This is a genomic window from Carnobacterium iners, assembly GCF_900177385.1.
GTDB lineage: Bacteria > Bacillota > Bacilli > Lactobacillales > Carnobacteriaceae > Carnobacterium_A > Carnobacterium_A iners.
The window spans coordinates 135290-153723 of record NZ_FXBJ01000002.1; the positions used below are offsets into that span (position 1 = coordinate 135290).

Annotated in this window: 15 protein-coding genes; all 15 read right to left on the bottom strand. The window is 34.6% G+C overall.

Annotation, left to right across the window (positions count from 1 at the left end; all coding sequences use genetic code 11):
- Positions 1-4: 4 nt before the first annotated feature.
- Complete coding sequence (locus B9Y54_RS00845; RefSeq protein WP_085558546.1) at positions 5-667, bottom strand: cysteine hydrolase family protein; 663 nt, start codon at positions 665-667, stop codon at positions 5-7.
- Positions 660-2183, bottom strand: coding sequence for a xanthine permease (locus tag B9Y54_RS00850; RefSeq protein ID WP_085558547.1), 1524 nt, complete (start codon positions 2181-2183; stop codon positions 660-662). The genes B9Y54_RS00845 and B9Y54_RS00850 overlap by 8 nt, the downstream gene beginning before the upstream one ends.
- Positions 2184-2387: 204 nt before the next feature.
- Positions 2388-3209: a cysteine hydrolase family protein gene (locus tag B9Y54_RS00855; protein WP_200805340.1), complete on the bottom strand. Its 822-nt coding sequence runs from the start codon at positions 3207-3209 to the stop codon at positions 2388-2390.
- Between the two features lie 32 nt (positions 3210-3241).
- Entirely contained in the window at positions 3242-4558 is a 1317-nt protein-coding gene (locus B9Y54_RS00860) for a uracil-xanthine permease family protein (RefSeq protein ID WP_159446031.1), read from the bottom strand.
- A gap of 55 nt (positions 4559-4613) precedes the next feature.
- Positions 4614-5558 (bottom strand): carbamate kinase, encoded by a 945-nt coding sequence (gene arcC / locus B9Y54_RS00865; protein WP_085558549.1) that lies wholly within the window; start codon positions 5556-5558, stop codon positions 4614-4616.
- Positions 5555-6979 carry a YlbE family protein gene (locus B9Y54_RS00870; protein WP_234987924.1) on the bottom strand — a complete coding sequence of 475 codons (1425 nt, stop codon included), beginning with the start codon at positions 6977-6979 and terminating at the stop codon, positions 5555-5557. Before B9Y54_RS00870 ends, arcC begins: the two co-directional genes overlap by 4 nt.
- 25 nt (positions 6980-7004) lie before the next feature.
- Entirely contained in the window at positions 7005-8546 is a 1542-nt protein-coding gene (fdrA, locus tag B9Y54_RS00875; protein WP_085558551.1) for an acyl-CoA synthetase FdrA, read from the bottom strand.
- A gap of 4 nt (positions 8547-8550) precedes the next feature.
- Complete coding sequence (locus B9Y54_RS00880) at positions 8551-9477, bottom strand: oxamate carbamoyltransferase subunit AllH family protein (protein WP_085558552.1); 927 nt, start codon at positions 9475-9477, stop codon at positions 8551-8553.
- A gap of 158 nt (positions 9478-9635) precedes the next feature.
- Positions 9636-10745 (bottom strand): cyanuric acid amidohydrolase, encoded by a 1110-nt coding sequence (gene atzD / locus B9Y54_RS00885; protein WP_085558553.1) that lies wholly within the window; start codon positions 10743-10745, stop codon positions 9636-9638.
- 141 nt (positions 10746-10886) lie between these two features.
- Entirely contained in the window at positions 10887-12140 is a 1254-nt protein-coding gene (locus B9Y54_RS00890; RefSeq protein WP_085558554.1) for a hypothetical protein, read from the bottom strand.
- Positions 12141-12678: 538 nt separating this feature from the next.
- Entirely contained in the window at positions 12679-14298 is a 1620-nt protein-coding gene (locus B9Y54_RS00895; protein ID WP_085558555.1) for a PucR family transcriptional regulator, read from the bottom strand.
- A gap of 400 nt (positions 14299-14698) precedes the next feature.
- Positions 14699-15907: an amidohydrolase family protein gene (locus B9Y54_RS00900; protein WP_085558556.1), complete on the bottom strand. Its 1209-nt coding sequence runs from the start codon at positions 15905-15907 to the stop codon at positions 14699-14701.
- A gap of 259 nt (positions 15908-16166) precedes the next feature.
- Positions 16167-16385 carry a DUF3006 domain-containing protein gene (locus B9Y54_RS00905; protein WP_085558557.1) on the bottom strand — a complete coding sequence of 73 codons (219 nt, stop codon included), beginning with the start codon at positions 16383-16385 and terminating at the stop codon, positions 16167-16169.
- Positions 16386-17225 (bottom strand): ComEC/Rec2 family competence protein, encoded by an 840-nt coding sequence (locus B9Y54_RS00910; RefSeq protein WP_085558558.1) that lies wholly within the window; start codon positions 17223-17225, stop codon positions 16386-16388.
- 177 nt (positions 17226-17402) lie between these two features.
- Positions 17403-18125, bottom strand: coding sequence for a YcjF family protein (locus B9Y54_RS00915; protein WP_085558559.1), 723 nt, complete (start codon positions 18123-18125; stop codon positions 17403-17405).
- Between the last annotated feature and the right edge of the window lie 309 nt (positions 18126-18434).

The following is an 18434-nucleotide window of genomic DNA, read 5'->3' on the forward strand; positions in this document are numbered from 1 at the left end:
CGTATTAGTTTATAGCCTCTAAAAGGTTTTTTGATTCCGTTGTCCAACCAAATATACCGCCTTGTTGGTTGATCATTCGGATGGAATCTTCGTGATCTTTTTTATCGAATGCTGCACAGCAATCTTCTAACATTAAGCACTCATAACCTCTATCGTTTGCTTCACGTATTGTTGATTGGACACACACGTGAGTTGTTACACCTGCAAGAAGTAAACTTTTAATATTTTTATTTTTTAAAATCGTTTCTAAATCTGTTTGATAGAAAGCGCCTTTACCTGGCTTATCAAGAATAACTTCGCCTTCTATTGGTTGCAATTCGTCAACGATATCATGACCATACTCGCCACGGACTAGAATCCGTCCCATTGGACCTTCTTCGCCAATTCCTCCGCCACGTTTGGCTTTGCTTGCTGGTAAATCTGTTAAATCTGGTCGGTGACCTTCTCTTGTATGAATCACAAGCATCCCTTTTTCTCTCGCTTTATCTAAAACTCGCTTAACGTTAGGAATGATTGAGCTCGTTGTTGAAACATCGTTTCCTAATTGTTCGCCAAAACCGCCTGGATATAGAAAATCACGTTGCATATCAATAATAATAAGTGCTGTTGTTTCCAAATCTAATTCAAATCCATAAGGTTTAGCTTGTATTGTAAATTCTTTAGTCATCATTTATTCCTCCATTATTTTTTTTATAAAACATTACCAAAATGATAGCAACTATCAAGTAACTAATAGCTGTTTCTAAACCAACGCCAATTCCAACAGTTTCATAATGAATTAATCCAAAGAAAGAGAAAAATGATCCAAGGATTGCTGTTAGAGCGGCATAATGAAACTTTTGATCGATTATGAAAGTCAAGATGCTGGCCCAAAGCATACTAATAATAATAGCCCCGGAACTTAAAGCAACTAACCCTCCATAAGGCAGACCAGCTTTTTCTATTGCTTCATAACTAACAGTCAATGCATCGGTACCTGCTGCAGTTAGTGCATTTCCAATAATATTTTTCCCCCAGTCTGCTAACCAAGGAATTAAGGCCAAGATAACTGCTGGAGCATACTTAAGATCCACTTCTTGAAAGGCTTGTGCTCCTATCATTAAACCAATATAAATTAAGATGGGCAACACTGCTGCAAGTGGAATAATACTTAATAATAATGAAATAAGTCCCAGCCAAGTAATCGCTAAGACTGCTACTCCGGTAGCAAGCGTATAGCCAATTCTTGCTCCTGCTTCTTTCCAGCCAGGATGGCCGATAAAAACGGCTGTAGGAAAAGGACTTCCAAACAAACTGGCTAAAATACTTGTAGATCCATCTGCAATCATAGTTGTTGTCGTACTGTATGAATCGCCTGCTACTTCAGCACTTTCTACATTATCAATTGTCTCAAGCATATTATAAATTCCAAGTGGAATAGCTGAAACAATAAAAGGAAGTGCACTAGAAAACCCGCTTACAATTCGATTGATTGAAAAAGATGGAATAGAGAATTCGATACTATTGGCAGAAGCAATTAATGCATCCAAGTCCATAACGCCAGTAGCCCATCCAATAACTGTACCTATAATAATAGCAACTAAACCAACAGGAAGATGAAAAGGAAACTTAACTTTTCCAAACCATCCTAATAAAATAATGATTAATGAAATCAAACCGATATAGGGTAAATCAAATGTTTGCATTGCAGGTGCCATAGCAATAAAAGTAATAGAAGCACCAGCTAAAGATCCCAGCATTGCTGAGCGAGGCAGTAATTTTCTAATCTTTGCTCCAAAAATAGAGCCAGATAATTCAATAATTCCTTCTACAAATCCCCAAGCTAAACTAGCATACCAAGCCAAGTAAGGATCGCCTGTTGCACGATAGACCGGTCCCATAATCAAAAAGATGATTAAAAACATATGTGGGACACTAGTTCCTGAAGGCAAAGCCGTTACGGTATTTCTTTTTTCTTTTTTTACCAATTGAAAAGCTAAAAAGCTATAGATTACACTACTTGCAAAAATAGATAGACCGACTGCTGGTAAAATTGAGCCAAAAGTTATTGTAGCAGGTATTCCCGTACTGATTAGCAATCCTGCCATTACGAGTAGATTCGTCAGATTGTTAGTAAATAATCCAAAAAATCCATCGATATCTGTTTTTTGCCAAAACTTAACCTGACCATTGAATGACTCCATAACTCTTACTCCTTCGAATTAGCTTGCACTATAATTCATTTTTTAATTAAGTGTTTATTCAGTTTCACTTTAATTAGCTTTATTTTTATATTCGAATGCTCCATAGGGACCTAAAGAGATCAATTTCCAGAGTCCTATTGAGCATTCGAATCACAACGGTAATTCATTCCTCATTCATTTTTATTTCTCAACTTTTATCTTAACTTAAAGAGCTTCTTTGAAAGCTTTAATAAATTTTTCTGAGTCAGAAACATTACCAAAGACGCCACCTTGCATCTTGATTGATTTTATCGCTGATTCGCAGTTTCCTTGATCTGTTGCGCCCGTAGCATCTTTCAACAGAATACAGCCATAGCCATAATCATTAGCTTCTCTCATAATTGTGTGCACACATACATCTGCAGTAATTCCTGTTAGAACTAAATGAGTAATTCCTAAGTTTTTTAAAATTAAATGAATATTACTGCTTGCGAAGGCACCTTTTCCTGCCTTATCAATAATGATTTCTCCTTCAAGAGGGTACAACTCATCGATAATATCCCAGTTTTTTTCTCCACGGATAAGCAAACGTCCTAGGCCTTTTTCTGGCCTATCGCCGATTCCAATTCCTTTTCCAATAATCTTAGATCTCAACACTTTTAAATAAGGAGCATCAGATAAGTCTGGAGAATGTCCTTCTCTTGTATGGATAATTTGAATATCTGATCCTCTTATTGCATCTAGCACATTTTTGATTGGTTTAATTGCACTAGCCGTTAAAGATAGATCATATCCCATCACATCAACGTATCCGTTCTCACCACAAAAATCTGTTTGCATATCAACAGATATAAAAGCCGTTCTGCCAGAATCAAGTTCCACATAAGCTGTCTCACCAAAGTCCGGTGCATCTTCAACTTCTAATGTAATGATTTTCCCTTTTATCTCACCGTATTGCCACGTAGGATAAGGAATAATTTTTTCTTCTTGGAATAGTTTATAATCTTTTTCGAGTTGCATTTCTACTTTACTCATTTTTTTATCCATCTTTTTTTCCTCCTTCACCATTTTAGTCAAAACTAGTTAACTAGTTTTTTTCTTTCTCTAAAAATAATTTGTTCCAGTAAAATTACAAGGATAATAACTAGAATAACAGGGTTACTCATAATAGTACCGACAATTCGTGGGAAACCTTTAAAGAATTCAGTTGATAACCTAGAAGTTCCAAGAGCAAAGAAGATTGAAAATCCAACAATAAAAATCTCTCTCGTTTCAAATTTTACTGATTTCTTAGAAGAATCTATGCCTATTCCAATTAATGTAGAAGCAACTCCTAACAGAACAGCTCCTGCAACTGGCTCAGGTATAGCTGCCATTAAACCAGCAATTTTACCAAAAAAACTTAAAAATACGACGATAACACTTGAAATAATAATAAAATAGCGTGAGGCTACTTTCGTTAGTAAAAGAAAGCCTAAGTTTTCACCATACGGCGCATATCCTGGTACACCCAAGATACCTGCTAAGGAACCTTCTATTAAACCAAAAACAGTAAATAATTTCTTTTTTCTCTTAGGAGAAACCGTTAAATCTAATAAACCTACATAACCTTGGACATTTCCATAGACATTAATGGCTGAAAAAAAGTGTACGATTATCATAGTGATAATTAAATCAAGTGGTGGCATAGTCATTCCAAATGGAAATAACTTTGGAATAAGAATAGTTGGCATCGTTTCGACTAGCTCCCAATTGAATGTACCTTGAACCATAAAAATAATATAGCCCAAGACAATAACAATTAGTACTGGGATAGTGGCAAGGATTCCTTTACCTTTTATAGAAAGAAAACCACAAACTAGGGCTAAAAAAATCCCTACATAATAAGCCCAACCTACTCCATAGACCGCTAACAGCTCCATTCCTGAAAAACTAGTAGCCAATCCTACCATTAAAATCATCGAACCTTGAGTAAGAGGTGTCCACACTTTTCCAATCGTATTCAAAATACCGGTCACTCCAAGTAGAGCTACAACTATCCCTGCTATAATGAAAGCATTGAAAGACGCTAATGCATAGGCCTCTCCACCTACTTCATAAGCTGCTACTATAGCTAAAGAGGGGATAATGTTAGGTCCGGAAATCATAGAGAGTTTGTGTCCAGCTATGGTCTGAATTAATGTAGATAAACCAATCATTAATACAATTCTTCCCATATACTCCGCCAGAACGGCATCATCTAAATTCAGTCCTTTTCCTACAATAGCATAACCCCATATCACTGGATAAACCATAATCATGATCCACTGAAGTGAATAAAGAATACCATCTTTCCAGTTCTTTGGTTTGTCTTCTGGCCCATAAATAAGATGCAACGACTCAGGTTGTTTTTTCATAATTTCCCCTTCTTTAGTTGTCATATTAGTCTTGGCGTTTATAAATAACACTATTTTAATCTTCTATTTTTGAGTAGATAATCGTACCATCTAGTCCTAGAATAGCCTCTTTTGTTTTATCCATTGAGGTAATAATTGCTTTTCTCCCCCGTTTAGATTTAACAAAATAAATAGCCGCTTGGATTTTCGGTGACATGCTACCCTCTAAAAATTGGCCTTCATTCAGCCAGTTTTCTGCTTCATTAATGGTCATTTCATCTAAATTTTCTTGATTTGGTTTATTAAAGTTTATCGATACTTTATCTACTGCTGTTAGAATAAATAGATAATCAGCATCCATCTCTTGCGCCAAGTATTGACTTGCTAGGTCTTTATCAATGACACCCTCCACACTTACTAGTCGATCTCCAGATTCAAAAACAGGGATACCTCCCCCGCCTACTGCAATAACAACCATTCCAGCTTTTGCTAATACATTGATACTCTCTTGTTCTACGATTTTAATAGGAATTGGAGAAGGGACTACCTTGCGGTACCCTCTTCCCGAATCCTCAATATATTTATCCCCCGTTTGTTTCATCCAATTTTTTGCTTCTTTTTTTGTATAGAATAAACCTATTGGCTTAGTTGGAAATTCAAATTCTTTATCTTGTTTATCGATTAATGTTTGCGTAACAATAACGACAACGGACTTATCTATTTTTCTCTTTTTAAACTCTTCTCTCAGAGCATTTTGTAAGTGGTTACCAATGTAGCCTTGACTCATTGCTCCACAATCTGAAAGAGACATTAAAGGAATCTTCTTTTTTTGTTTTGCTCCTAGGGAAAAGGCTAATTGCATCATACCTACTTGCGGAGCATTGCCATGAGAGACAACAACATCGTGTCCTTGCTCAACTAAATCAACAATAGAACGACTTGCTTTTTTTGCTAGTTGCCGTTGTTCGATGGGCGTATCTCCAAAAATATGACCTCCTAGTGCAACGACAATTCTACTCATGCGGTTGTTTCCGCTTTATACTTTTCAACAAAGGCCATTAAAGCATCTTCAAAACATTCTTTTGGTGGATGTACAATACCTGCGCCAATTTGGCCAATTCCAGCTACTTTATGAGCCATACCTGTATTGATGATTGGTAAGACTCCTGTGTCGATGACTTTTCGTAAGTCAATTCCTAATGCTGAACCTCTAAAGTTCAATGGAGGAAGAGAGTAGTTGCTATTTTCTCCAACAGTGATTGTATACATTTGCTCACTATTTCGAATAGCATCATCTACGTCACCACCAACGAATTGGACGATTGCTGGTGAAGCTCCCATTGCAAATCCACCGATTCCCATTGTTTCTGTGATACAGCTATCCCCTAAATCTGGTGCTGCATCTTCTGCGCTAAAACCAGGGAAGAAGAGACCTTCAACAAAATTTGCTGGAGCTGTGAACCACTCGTCTTTTCCTAAACCACTAATTCTAATACCAAACTCGACACCATTTCTTGCCATCGTTGTTACGACAGTAGAATGAGCTACACCATGACTTGCATCTAAAGCTGCTTTAGATGCTGGCATGGACAAGTTTAAGAAATAATGTTCATTGCCTTTTATAAAGTTTAAAACTTCTTTTATTTCATTTTTTTCTAAATCTGTTTGTAAGAAATAGCCGGAAATTTCACGATAAAATAAACTAGTAGATGCTTTATTTCTGTTGTGACACTCATCTCCCATATGCAAAGCTTGAGCTGTAATTGATTTAATATCGATACCTTCTTCAGTAAGGCTCAATGCTTTTTTAAGTGCTGGCGCATAAACTTCTTGCAACCATTTTAAACGTTCAATAACTTCTGATGAGTAAGCACCAAAACGAAGAACTTTTCCAAGACCTTCATTTACTGTACAATAAGTTCTATTTCCGTGAACAACGTTTTCAATAACATGTACCGGCATAGAAGGTGAAACAATTCCCGCCATTGGTCCAACAGTAGAATGTTCATTACAAGGGGCAAATTCTATCTCGCCAGCTTCGATAAGCTTAACAGCTTCCTCTTCATTGTGTGCTAATTCTTCAAAAATCAAAGCGCCAATGATTGCTCCTTTTACCGGACCAGCCATTCTTTCCCAAGTTATCGGAGGGCCTGAATGCAAGATTAATCTAGCATGCATTCCTGGTATAACGTCTAAAGCTTGTCCAATATCAATTAAATAAGGATGGGCGTCCTTCATGCGCTTTATTACTTCCTTGTTTGCTTCTTCAATCTTATCGTTATCCGCAATCAAGTCTAACGCATTTAAAAGTTTGATATTTCCTCCAGCAGGTGGCTGCCAATTGACTTGTACAGATTCTGTTTGTTGGATTTCCATCTCTTTGTTAAATTTAACTGTGCCAATATTGATTACTTTCAAATCTTGATTAAATAAATTATTCATTTTACTCAAACTAATCTCCCTACTTTCAAATTAATTTTATTGCTAGTTCGGCAGCTTGTTCGTTGCTATCTGCAATGCATATATTTAACTCTTCTAATTTTCTAGCTTGTTCTGAATAATCTTGTTTGTCAGTACGTGTTCCACAAATATAAGCAATAATTGGTAAGTGACGTCCATTTTCTTTTGCAATCTTTTGAGCTTCTTCTAATGCTTCAAACGTTACCCCTACAGGATCTTCGTGAGAACCGTATCCTAATTCAAAATCAAGTAGTAAAACGGCTGTTGCTGGATCTTTTGCTTCTTCGATAATACGCTCATTTCTCAAAGAAGGTTCAATCATTGGATGCGGTTTACCTTGTGTAAATTCGTCATCACCTAAATCGACTAGTGTGTTTCCTTGACTAGCGTGTACATCTACAAGTTTTTCATTTGCTCTTTTTGCAACATTACTTTTAATTTCATCTACATGAGGTCTAATAACCGTTAAGGCTTCTGAAGTAAGTGTGCCTCCACAAAATAGGCCACGAATGTATTTTTGAGAAGCCGTTAGTTCTTCTTTTTGATTCTTAATCCATTCATTTTGTTTGTCGCTTATTTCATTAGACAAGTCTTTATCAGAACTACCTAGTGCTTTTACAGCAAGTACAGCGCCTTGTCTTAGTGTTCCTGCGAATGTTGCACCAACTTTTTCTACTTCTTTTGCGTCTCCATCTAAGAAACAAACAACGACAGGTTTTTTCATTGCTTTAATTTGTTCCATAATTTTATCTTGCACGCTTGCTGCAGGTGGCTTAGAAATTAGAACGATTACTTTTGTATTGCCATCGTTTTCAAGCGCTTTCATACCTTCTAGCATCATAATTCCACCGATAGGCTCTTGTAAGTCTCTTCCACCAACACCAATAGCTTGTGAAATACCTTCTCCTAATCGGTCAATTTGGACACTTACTTCTTGTAACCCAGTTCCTGAAGCTCCTACTAAACCGATATTTCCCTGTCTAACTTTATTTGCAAAACACAATCCAACATTATTAATAATGGCTGTTCCACAGTCGGGTCCCATTACGAAAAGACCTTTTTCTTTGCCTAATTCTTTTAATTCTTTTTCTTCTTCTATTGTTACATTATCACTGAATATCATGACATTCAGGTCTTTATTTAACGCTTTACGTGCTTCTCGAGCAGCGTAGTTTCCTGGTACAGAAATGATAGCTAGGTTAGCCTCTGGCAATAAGTTTAATGCTTCTTCTGTATTTTCTGTTGACGTTTCACCGTTCTTTTTCTTACCGCCTTTTTTCGCATTGAGCTCTTCTTCTATTTTGCCAAACACGTCTTCCATATTTTCTTCAGTGTCTGCTTCGATAGCAAGAATTAGGTCATTTTCTGACGCACTACTTGCTTCCTCTGTTAATAAGCCAATATTTTCTAACAATTCTTTATTCATTTGAGTTGCCATTGAGACGACTGCCTGTTTTACACCATCTAATTTACTGATACTTGCTGATAAAGACATTAATGTAACCGAATCATGATAAGCATTTTTTTCTATCATTACTTTTGAAACCATTTTTTTACCTCCTATATGAATTATTCATTTGGTCGTAAGCGAAAATTACTCCTACAAGCATATCTGTCCCAGATGTAGCGCCAATCTTTAAAAATGGCTGGAGGTACCTAGTTATGTCCTCTTCTTGATAATGTCTAAGCAAATCATTAAGTGCTTGATTTACATAACCATTGACACCATTTTCAAGCATAAATGCACTAATCGATGTTGATCTTTTTTTTACATGTTCTATCCAGTTATTTCCTTCAAAGCTCTCAATTAAAGGGCTCTCAAAAAGATGCCAAACAGCTAAGCAACCTAGTAAGAAATCATCACCTGATGGTGTCAAACCTACTCCTAAACCGACTAATTTGTAGCTTTGCTTTACTACCGCGTTAAAGTCTTTAGCTGCTAGTTCTTCTGACATTTTCCTTATTGCTTGTAGGAAAAATGCAACGTAACTATTTTTAACCGAGCTATTGGCTAATTCCTTGTTAGAATAAATCTCCCAAGCTGAAACTAACCCACTATCGCTCCCCTGCTCTTTGATAAATTTGTAGATAGTTTTTGAAAAACTATCCGATGAAAGTCGTTCGCTCAGATTTTTTTTACTTATTTTCACAAGACTATACGTTGCTTTAGTATAATCCCATTCTACTTGCTTAATTTTTATCGTATTTTTTTGTGATAACCTCACTGGATCACCAGGAGCTACCTTACTTTTCATAGCATTGAACAGCTGCTTATCTGCTGTTTTCATCATCCCTGGTGAAGAAATAACTTCTTCTAAAGCTAATGTAAGTAGACTACTTTGATCAGTAGCTAGTATATTGATCACTTTATTAAAAACACTATGAACCGTTCCAACTAAAGAATTCACTTCCTTATTTTCCAGCCCATCTACTACTTGTTGATCAATAATTGTTATCGTTCCTATCTCTTGTTCAGACACTTTTTTCACCTTTGCTTTTTAGAAAATTTTCTTTTTCATTAATAAATATGTCCTTCTTTATTTTAGTCGGAACAACTAATTGCATACAAGAAGAGCTTACTCATCTAGTTTTGGCCGTTTAATTACTGTTTTGTCACATTAACTATTCTTATAAGTCATTATGCTTTAGCAATAACTGCTACTGGGCCACCACCATCTGGACCTTGGTGCTCTGCTCCGCCTGAAACGTAGACCATTGGATCTTTAGTCAAAGTAGAAATAACAGCATTCACAACTGCACGAGCATGTCTTGTGTGGTTTATATCTGAATCTTCTAACATAACCGTACGTCTATCACGACATTTCCCTGTAGAAGAAGCTTCTGCTTTAGCTAATACGTTTACGATTTTATCTAATTCTTTGTCCGAAGGATACTCTTCAAATACTAATCCAGCTGCCCTCATTGCCTCTTTAACAGCCTCAATATCGATAGCATCTTTCATTACGGCGGAACCACTTAATAAATCACTAGCTGAGTTTGTAGAGTTTCCAATAAGAATAATTTCATCGTTTAATAATTCTACACCAGCAGATGTTGAAGCTACTCCTGAATACAGACTGTAGTCATGACAAATCATTTCGTCATTTAATTGATCTTCTGTAACTTCTCCTAAAGCAAGTGCTACTCCTAATGCTGAAGCTCCTCTAGAGTAGCCCATTGATTTATAGGTATCATTAATCGCAACTTCTTTGCCACGTTTTTCTGCTTCTTCCATTCTTTCTGCTGTCAATAATGGACATTTGATTTGAACAAAATGAACATCTTCGGGGCTATCGATATGAGCATCTTTCATAGCTTGTGTAACACATCTAGCTACTTCTTTTACTTGCTCCATTCTTCCAATTTCCTCAGGTTTGAAGTCTCTCGTGAAAGCAATTCCTGCTGCTAATCTCTTTTCGCCTGTTGAGTTCGTTTCTCCTTCAACTTCTTTTTTAACAAAAACAGTTAAATGAGGAGACATAACGCCTTCTGTTCCTCCAGACATGATAAGAGCAACTTTTTTTTGAACTTCTTCTGGCGAACTATTCAATACACCTGCTAAATAGTAAGAAATCGCCATGTTTGAGAATCCGCGTGTGTAATCATTTACACAACCGTTCCCTTCAGTTTTGCCTAAAATAGCTATGATTTCTTCTGCTTTGATTGTTTTATCGTCAACCAGTTTCTTTAATCCTGAAACGTCATCTGGTGAGTCTGTTGCTATACGAAATACTTCTACTTTTTGCATAATTTAATTCCTCCTAATTAGTTTAAGATATCTTTTTTTAGTTTACTTTAGCTTAAATAATCCATCAATTTGATTGGTTCATTTAATCGTTCAAATTAAATTGCTTTCATTCGAAGCCTCCTTTCAATTGGGTTAATTTTTTTAGATGACTATAAAGGCTACTATCATAATGATTAATAGCATACCAACAACAAACTTAGTATTGCTCTTAACGATATCTAAAACCGTCATGTCAAACCCTTCTGCTAATGCTGCTACGTTAATTTGAACTGGGCTAATTTGCGTACCTAATCCAGTTGCTATTGCAACAAATCCCATTGCTTCAGATGACAACCCAAGGGTACTTAATGTTGGCAATATTAAGGCTAGAACACCTGCCGCAAATGCTCCTGATGGGATAGCAATTAAAAAGGCCAGAATCATTGTAACCGGCAACAAGATTATTTCAGGAACTGTTTTAGCAATTGATGCAATCTGTTCGAAGGTTCCTAATTCCGCAATCATATTGATAAAGGCTAAGAATATTCCTACTGCAAACAGAGTGGTTAAAATAAATTTAGAGCCATCAACTAACGCTTCACTCATTTCATTCAAATTCAACGGTGTGCATATAACCGTAAGTATGGCCGTTATAATAACGATGGTCGCTGGGGTAAACACCTTGGTACCGATTAAACCATTTAGATAACTACCTACTACAACCATTGCAAGTAAAGCAATGAAAGGAAAAGCTCGGCCTAACAAACTGATGTTGCTTTGCTCTTTTTCACCTTCTACTTCTTCTTCTTTCTTCATAACTAAGCTGCCTCTTTTGTGAACACCATAAATGGCCAAAGCTACAGCTACGAGGTAAAATCCAATCGTGTAAGGCAACATTGCTGCAGCGTGATCCACTACGTCTCTTCCTGAACTCGTTGCAACCAGAACTGTCTCCGTTGAAGAAGGAGCAGTAGTAAAACCAACAGCCGATATAATTGCCATGGCTGCTATTACTTCTGGAATAGCTCCTACGGCTACAGCCATTAAGGGAGCTGTTACCATTGTATTACCCGCTGCTGTTCCAGCTGCGTAAGTCGCAAATCCTTGAATCAATACAATAATTCCGGCTAAAATAGCTATTCTTCCTCTTAAAACTCTTTTAGCTAAATCAACTAGTGCTTTTATACTTCCTGCTCTAGATACCATTACAGCTGTTGCTGCATAGATGATAGGAACAGTAATTCCAAGCATATTAGAAATACCACCTATAAATTGTTCGGTGATACTATCAAATCCAAAACCACCAATAATAATGGCTAATATTCCACCTGCAAATCCAGCCACCAGCATGTGTTGGTTACTAAATAATAAAATCAATACGACAACTACGGGTATTAAATTAATAAATAATTCCATGTTTTTTCCTCCTTGTGTTTTAAGCTTCAAAAAAATATAACCATTTATTAGATACTATAAAATCAGTTCCTACTAGTTTGATAATGGCTCTCTCTTATTTAGTTTATTGAAACACTATAATGGCTTTTCTATTTTTAAAATGATACTACATATTACATTTAGTGAAATAATTATCAATCTACTCATAACTCTTTCTTTTATCTATCTTCTAGCTCAATAAGATCGCCCTGTGATACTGTAAATCTTAAGGATATAACCTTTTTCGTTTTTATAAGAAAAAAATTCTACAAATCTATTTTTATTCTTTTTTAATCTATTTATCCTTCCTGTGGTAATTCAAACATTGACATTATCCTTCATAGTTCATTTAGAAAAGATTTTTTTGTATCGCTTTCTCCTATGCATTTATTGTAACAAAGATTGGAAGGGTTTTCATCGTAGTAAAACCCTAAAAAAAAACACTCTGATTGTCATATAGTGACAATCAAAATGCTAATCGTTCTATTTAGTTATAATTTAACTTCTTCATTCTTGAAGTCTATTCTCTTCTATCTATTTCTGTCCACATATTGATGTGGTGAGCAAGGACAATTTCGGCTATTTCTAACCCGTCATCTATATTTATTCCTAGTTCTTTCAATCGGTTTATTCGATAGCGTAGCGTATTATAATGAATGAACAACTTTTTAGCTGCTTCTTTATGATTAAATTGTGTTTCTATTAATGCCATAAGAGTTTTTAATAAGTCCATGTTCACCTTTTGATCGTATGCTAAAATATCTCCTAGTTTACGTTCAACATATTTATCTAAAACTTTTGTATCTTGCACTTCTTTAATGACGCTAAATAACTCGTTATCGTCGTAATGGCTTACAAAACAAGCCTGCTTTAATTTACGACCGATAAACCAACTATCTTTGGCTTCTTTATAAGTTGCTGGGAATGAAAGAGAATTTAATACGGGATTAGATATTCCTATCCCTATAGGATAATCGTCTCCTAATTTTCTGATCAGCGAGTTTCCAATTGCTTTCATTTTTTCTTTACTGTTGTTAATAAAAGCAACGTTGACAAATAAAACCAAAGAACCGTCTATATAAGTTACTTTTATTTTTTTATTCGTTGTAATTAATTCTCTTTTTAATATATTCTCAATTATTTGACTGTGGAGTATTTTTTCATAGTCTCGCATTTTAGTTAGTTCATTTTTATTAAATAATTTTAATACAAAAATAACTTCTGGAAATTCCATTTCCCAACCATATATTTTTGCTTTTTCAATAGTAACTAATTGACTATAATTCGTTCCTTGCAAAATATCTCTGATAAAAGAATCTTGAAAGTTTCTTTCTTTTTCTGCTACAGCATGATTTTTATAAAAAACGGAAGCTAATAATAGAGAAGCCTCTTCAACCGCTACTAGTAGATTTCGATTTTTTTTATCTCCATCCAAAAGAATCAAATAAGCGAATTTATTAGCTTGCGCTTCTATTGAATAGTTTATAAAATCTTCACTAGTATAAACTTTGTCTTCGTGTTTGACCACTAGTGAATCTATTCCTACTTTTTTATCAAGTAAATGAATTGTTAATTTTGTTTTATCAATACTTCTTGATTGAGATATTAAGTTTGTATCAACATCTAATAAAATCACTGGATGATCTACTAAGTCTGAAAAGCTGTCAATCATAGCATTGACATTTTCTCCTTTTAGAAACATGTTCATCAGTTGATTGTGGACTTCTCTTTGAAATTGTAAAGCTGATATGTGTTGATCTAAAGAAAATTTAATTATCTCCGAAGCTAAATCTGATAAGTTCTCATCACTGTGAATTTCAATAATAGGAAAATTTAACTCATTCGCTTGTTTTAACATACTTTCTGGGATTGTTTCAATGTACCTGCCGGTTTTTATACAAATTCCAGCTGCTGATGCTGCCGAACTTTTAGGTATAATACTCTTCATTGCTTCAGCATTATTAATGATTGGATAAAGCGTTGTAATAATCAAACTATTTTCTTCTAAAAATTCTCCAATATCCGGTACTTCCATCAAGGTTGCTTTCTTTACGATATTTATTAATCCGTTTTCACCTGCAACTACTTTGGCTCCTGAAAAGCCTTTTAACTTCAAGATATCTTTTACTATTGTAGCCATGGTAATCTCCTTTGCTTATACTACCCATAGATTAATTGTTTAGTTATTATCTCAACTATAACATTAACTTATTTTACATAACAATTACTAAGCTCACCGAAAATCTGACTCTATCTAAATAAGATAAGTTCAGCTGGAATAAAAATAATTTTTCTTCTATTTATTATTATAGTTTAGCCTTTTTCTTTTAATTTTATTGCTTCTTGCTATTTCAATAGGAATTGAGATATATAATATTTAAATCCCAATTATTTCACTAAAAATACTCAAAATGATTGTCGATTTAGTTTTTCCAAGTACCTTTTAGAATAAAAATATAGATATATGAAAAAGACTAAATTTTTTTATTGATTAGAAAAAAATACAGTCAACAGTTGTTTTACCTGCCTTAGTCGTTCGCTCATTTATTTCGAATAGTAAAGTTCTCATTTAAAAAATCTCCATAAATAGATACTTGTTTAACAATAGCACTTGCTTTAGTGTAGGAATCTAAAACAATAAAATTAGCTTTTTCTCCTATTTTAATAGCGTAATCAAACTTTAAATTTTCCCCTGGGATTACCGTTGTCATATCAAATAATGTTGCTAATTCTTTTTCTCCACCCATATGACAGGCATGTGCTGCTATTAAAGCTTCTTCCAGCATATTGCCATTTCCAAATGGATTAAAAGGATCTTGAATATTATCTGAACCTATCATCACTGGTATGTCTCTACCATGAAGATAGCGAACAGGCGTTACACCTCTAGGAGCATTTGTTTCACTTCCTCTTCCTTGTAAATAGAGATTGGTTGAAGGAAGAGAAATAACGTTAATTTTTGCTTCTGCTATTCTACTAGCAATCTTTTCCAACTCTCCTACTTTTTGAGCGGCTAAGCTACATAAATGACAAGCTGTTACGCGTCCTTCATACTTATTTGCTATCGTCGTTTCTGCTAAATCTAAAATAGTTAACGAATTTGGATCATCTGTTTCATCGATATGCATATCGATGTCTACATCGTACTTCAAAGCTAAAGCTGTTAGGTCTTTTATATGCTTTGCGGGATTTTTCTCTATTGCTGGAATTCCTCCTACAAGATCTGCTCCTCTTTTTAAGGCATTTTCCATGAAAAGAAGATTTTCTGGGTTTTCATTAATTCCTTCTTGAGGAAAGGCAACAATCTGGATTTCAAGGCTATCTTTGTACTCTTCTTTCAATTCCAGCAATGCATCAATCGAACTTAATTTAATATCGCTATCCACATCGATGTGAGTCCTGATAAATCGTGTACCGTTTTTTAATGATAATTGTATAACCTTTTCCGCTCTTTCTTTTACCTCTTCTTTTGTCATTTTCTTTTTATAAGATTGCATAATTTTGATTGCTTCAGTTAATGTTCCACTTTTGTTTATAACTGCTTCGTTAATTAAGGCTTTATCTAAATGCATGTGACTATCTACGAAACCTGGAATAGTCAACCTCAGATTTAAATCAATGACTGAATAATCTCCATCCAATGAACTAGATTGATCTGTTATTTTTTCAACTCTCTTATTTTTAATATAAATATTCTTCACTTTATCTTCAAATGGAAAATAGGCATTTTGTAGGATATATTGTTTCATTTTCTCATCTCTCCTCTAAAAAAATCTCTTAATAAGCCTTTTAAACAGTTGGTTCTTTTCTAGCCGTACTACCCGTTTAATAAAATCGATAACCCCACTATTATTAAGCGCTTTCAAAATTTAGGTCTAACTGGAACTAAATGACTGACTAACCTTTCAAATTCCATTGTACCATAGTATTATATTTGTTCTATTTTTCTCTCTTACTATATATAAAAAAAGCTTTATCCTAGAATAGGACAAAGCTTTTTATAATGCGTTATTCTTCTTCAAATAATTCTTTCATTAACTCTTCTATTTCAACTCTCAACCTATCTGTACCTACTCTATCGATGGTGATAGTATCTCCATCAAAAATCAATAAATCTCCAACTTTACTGTTATTAGGTAGTTTACTTTTAGGAATATCTCGCATGTGTTCACCAAATTCAATGACTGCTAGCTCACCTTCAAAACGATCAATGATTCCTTGTTCCATTTACCTCACCATCCTTGGGGTGATTTTTATACCATTTGAGCTAAATACAATATTGCCAGACTTATCTGTTCTGTGAACATTTGACCTAACTTTCTTCAATCGATTCAATACATCAGATGTCGGATGCCCGTAGCCATTTTTACCTACGGACAAAACAGAATAAGTAGGAACTGTTTTTTCTAAAAATTTTGCAGAAGTAGAATACTTAGATCCGTGATGTCCTACTTTTAGCACATCAACTTTAGAAATCAATTTTTTAGCTAGTAAATCACTTTCAGCTGCGTTTTCAGCATCTCCCATAAATAAAAATGATTTTTTATTGTGTTTAAGGTGCAATACTCCACTCCAGTTATTCAAATCTGATTTACCATACACTCTAACAGGTCCAAGAAATTTTAGCGTAATATCTTTAGCTTGCGTGGGTATTTCTACTCCTAATTTAGCGACTGTAATTTTCATGTTTTTACTTTTGACTGCTAAAAGAAAATCTTTATAGGCTGAAGTAGTATGACTAATATTAGGAGCATACACTTTATTAACTTTCACAGTCTTTATTACATAAGCTAGTCCTCCGACATGGTCCGCATCTGGGTGTGTAGAGACAACAGCACTAAGCGTTGTTACTTTATTCTTTTTCAAATAACTAACAATTTGAGGACCTTTTCCTTTCCCACCACCATCAATTAAGATATTTTCATTAGGTGTCTGAACTAAAACGGCATCCCCTTGTCCGACATTTAGAAAGTGAACATTAACATAACTAGCAGCCGTAACCTCTTTTATTCCAGTAAAAAATAATGCAAACAAAAGAATAAGACTAACTATTCTTATCTTTTTCATACGTACTCCTCCAGTCAAATTAATGTATTCTTATTTAAAAGTATACGTTATTTTTTTAACAGAGTATATACGCAGTTTAATTGATAATGATTTAAAAAAAATAATTTTATTGCTACAAAAAAGAGATAAAGCATCTACTGCTTTATCTCTCCTATAATTTACTCTTTGATATTTTTTTTATTTTACTGACTTACTAGAATTTTCAAGCAGCTTAATTAACGAGCGATACTGTCCTTTAAACGAGGTAACTTGTTCAAAAATATCTTCCCCATCATTTAACATTTTTACCGTTACCCAACCTAAAGATTCTGTTACTGTACTAGCAACAGTCGCGTTAATTGCAGCGCCCGCAACAGTACCAACCGTCGGAATAAACTTTAGTATATTTCCAACTGCACTTCTACCTAAACCAACAATTATTAATTCCTTGGATAAGCTTTTACCCAAACTCTCAGACCATGACTGGCCAAATATCTTATGCAAACGAGCCATCATTGTTAATTGAACCGGTACTAGTAAGAAAGCATCTGAAAAAGGAATGGGTGAAAAACCAATAATCACTGCCGTTAAAGAAGCAGCATGAACCGTTTTATGGCATTTTTTACGTGTCTCATCATCAACACCTTCTAAAAATGTCTCAAAAATAGCATCAAACTGATTTTTGCTCTTATTAAGTTTTTTTTCAGCTTGCTCTTTTGATTTATCATAAGTATTGAGTACGATAGCTGATGTTTTTGATGGCAATTTTTTTAGTACATGTGAAAAGAAGGATTCAAATTCTTTTTCACTTTGCTTCAATTCACTATCTAAATTTTCTGTTTTAACTTGATCCGCTACTTCTACTTCTTTTAAATCTTCTATCTTATCAGTCATAGATTTTTTTCCGAACAACTTTTTCATATTAACTCCACCTTTATTGTTTAGTATAGAGCCTCTAACCTTTGCGAATAAATTGGTACTTATTCTTCACATAACTCACATAATTGAAATGTTGAAATATTTAAAATAATAGTATCTTCTATTCTTCTGTTTAATCATCTTTTGTACTTAGCCTTAAAGACAGCCTTTACAAAAAACACTATCCTAGGTAATTATTATCTACTTAAAATAACCTGTCATTGACTGTAAAAAGCATCGGTTAGCCCTTCGTAATGTAGCGACTTTAAGTCATCTTGTTTAAATATACAATCATTTATTACTATTGGCAAA

Bases quoted from the DNA above. Each gene is read 5' to 3' on its own strand.
- atzD (WP_085558553.1), bottom strand. From the start codon at position 10,745: ATGCAAAAAGTAGAAGTATTTCGTATAGCAACAGACTCACCAGATGAC.
- B9Y54_RS00915 (WP_085558559.1), bottom strand. From the start codon at position 18,125: ATGAAAAAGTTGTTCGGAAAAAAATCTATGACTGATAAGATAGAAGAT.
- B9Y54_RS00860 (WP_159446031.1), bottom strand. From the start codon at position 4,558: ATGAAAAAACAACCTGAGTCGTTGCATCTTATTTATGGGCCAGAAGAC.
- B9Y54_RS00905 (WP_085558557.1), bottom strand. From the start codon at position 16,385: ATGGAACAAGGAATCATTGATCGTTTTGAAGGTGAGCTAGCAGTCATT.
- arcC (WP_085558549.1), bottom strand. From the start codon at position 5,558: ATGAGTAGAATTGTCGTTGCACTAGGAGGTCATATTTTTGGAGATACG.
- B9Y54_RS00845 (WP_085558546.1), bottom strand. From the start codon at position 667: ATGACTAAAGAATTTACAATACAAGCTAAACCTTATGGATTTGAATTA.
- B9Y54_RS00890 (WP_085558554.1), bottom strand. From the start codon at position 12,140: ATGGAATTATTTATTAATTTAATACCCGTAGTTGTCGTATTGATTTTA.
- B9Y54_RS00910 (WP_085558558.1), bottom strand. From the start codon at position 17,225: ATGAAAAAGATAAGAATAGTTAGTCTTATTCTTTTGTTTGCATTATTT.
- B9Y54_RS00855 (WP_200805340.1), bottom strand. From the start codon at position 3,209: ATGGATAAAAAAATGAGTAAAGTAGAAATGCAACTCGAAAAAGATTAT.
- fdrA (WP_085558551.1), bottom strand. From the start codon at position 8,546: ATGGTTTCAAAAGTAATGATAGAAAAAAATGCTTATCATGATTCGGTT.
- B9Y54_RS00870 (WP_234987924.1), bottom strand. From the start codon at position 6,979: ATGAATAATTTATTTAATCAAGATTTGAAAGTAATCAATATTGGCACA.
- B9Y54_RS00895 (WP_085558555.1), bottom strand. From the start codon at position 14,298: ATGGCTACAATAGTAAAAGATATCTTGAAGTTAAAAGGCTTTTCAGGA.
- B9Y54_RS00900 (WP_085558556.1), bottom strand. From the start codon at position 15,907: ATGAAACAATATATCCTACAAAATGCCTATTTTCCATTTGAAGATAAA.
- B9Y54_RS00850 (WP_085558547.1), bottom strand. From the start codon at position 2,183: ATGGAGTCATTCAATGGTCAGGTTAAGTTTTGGCAAAAAACAGATATC.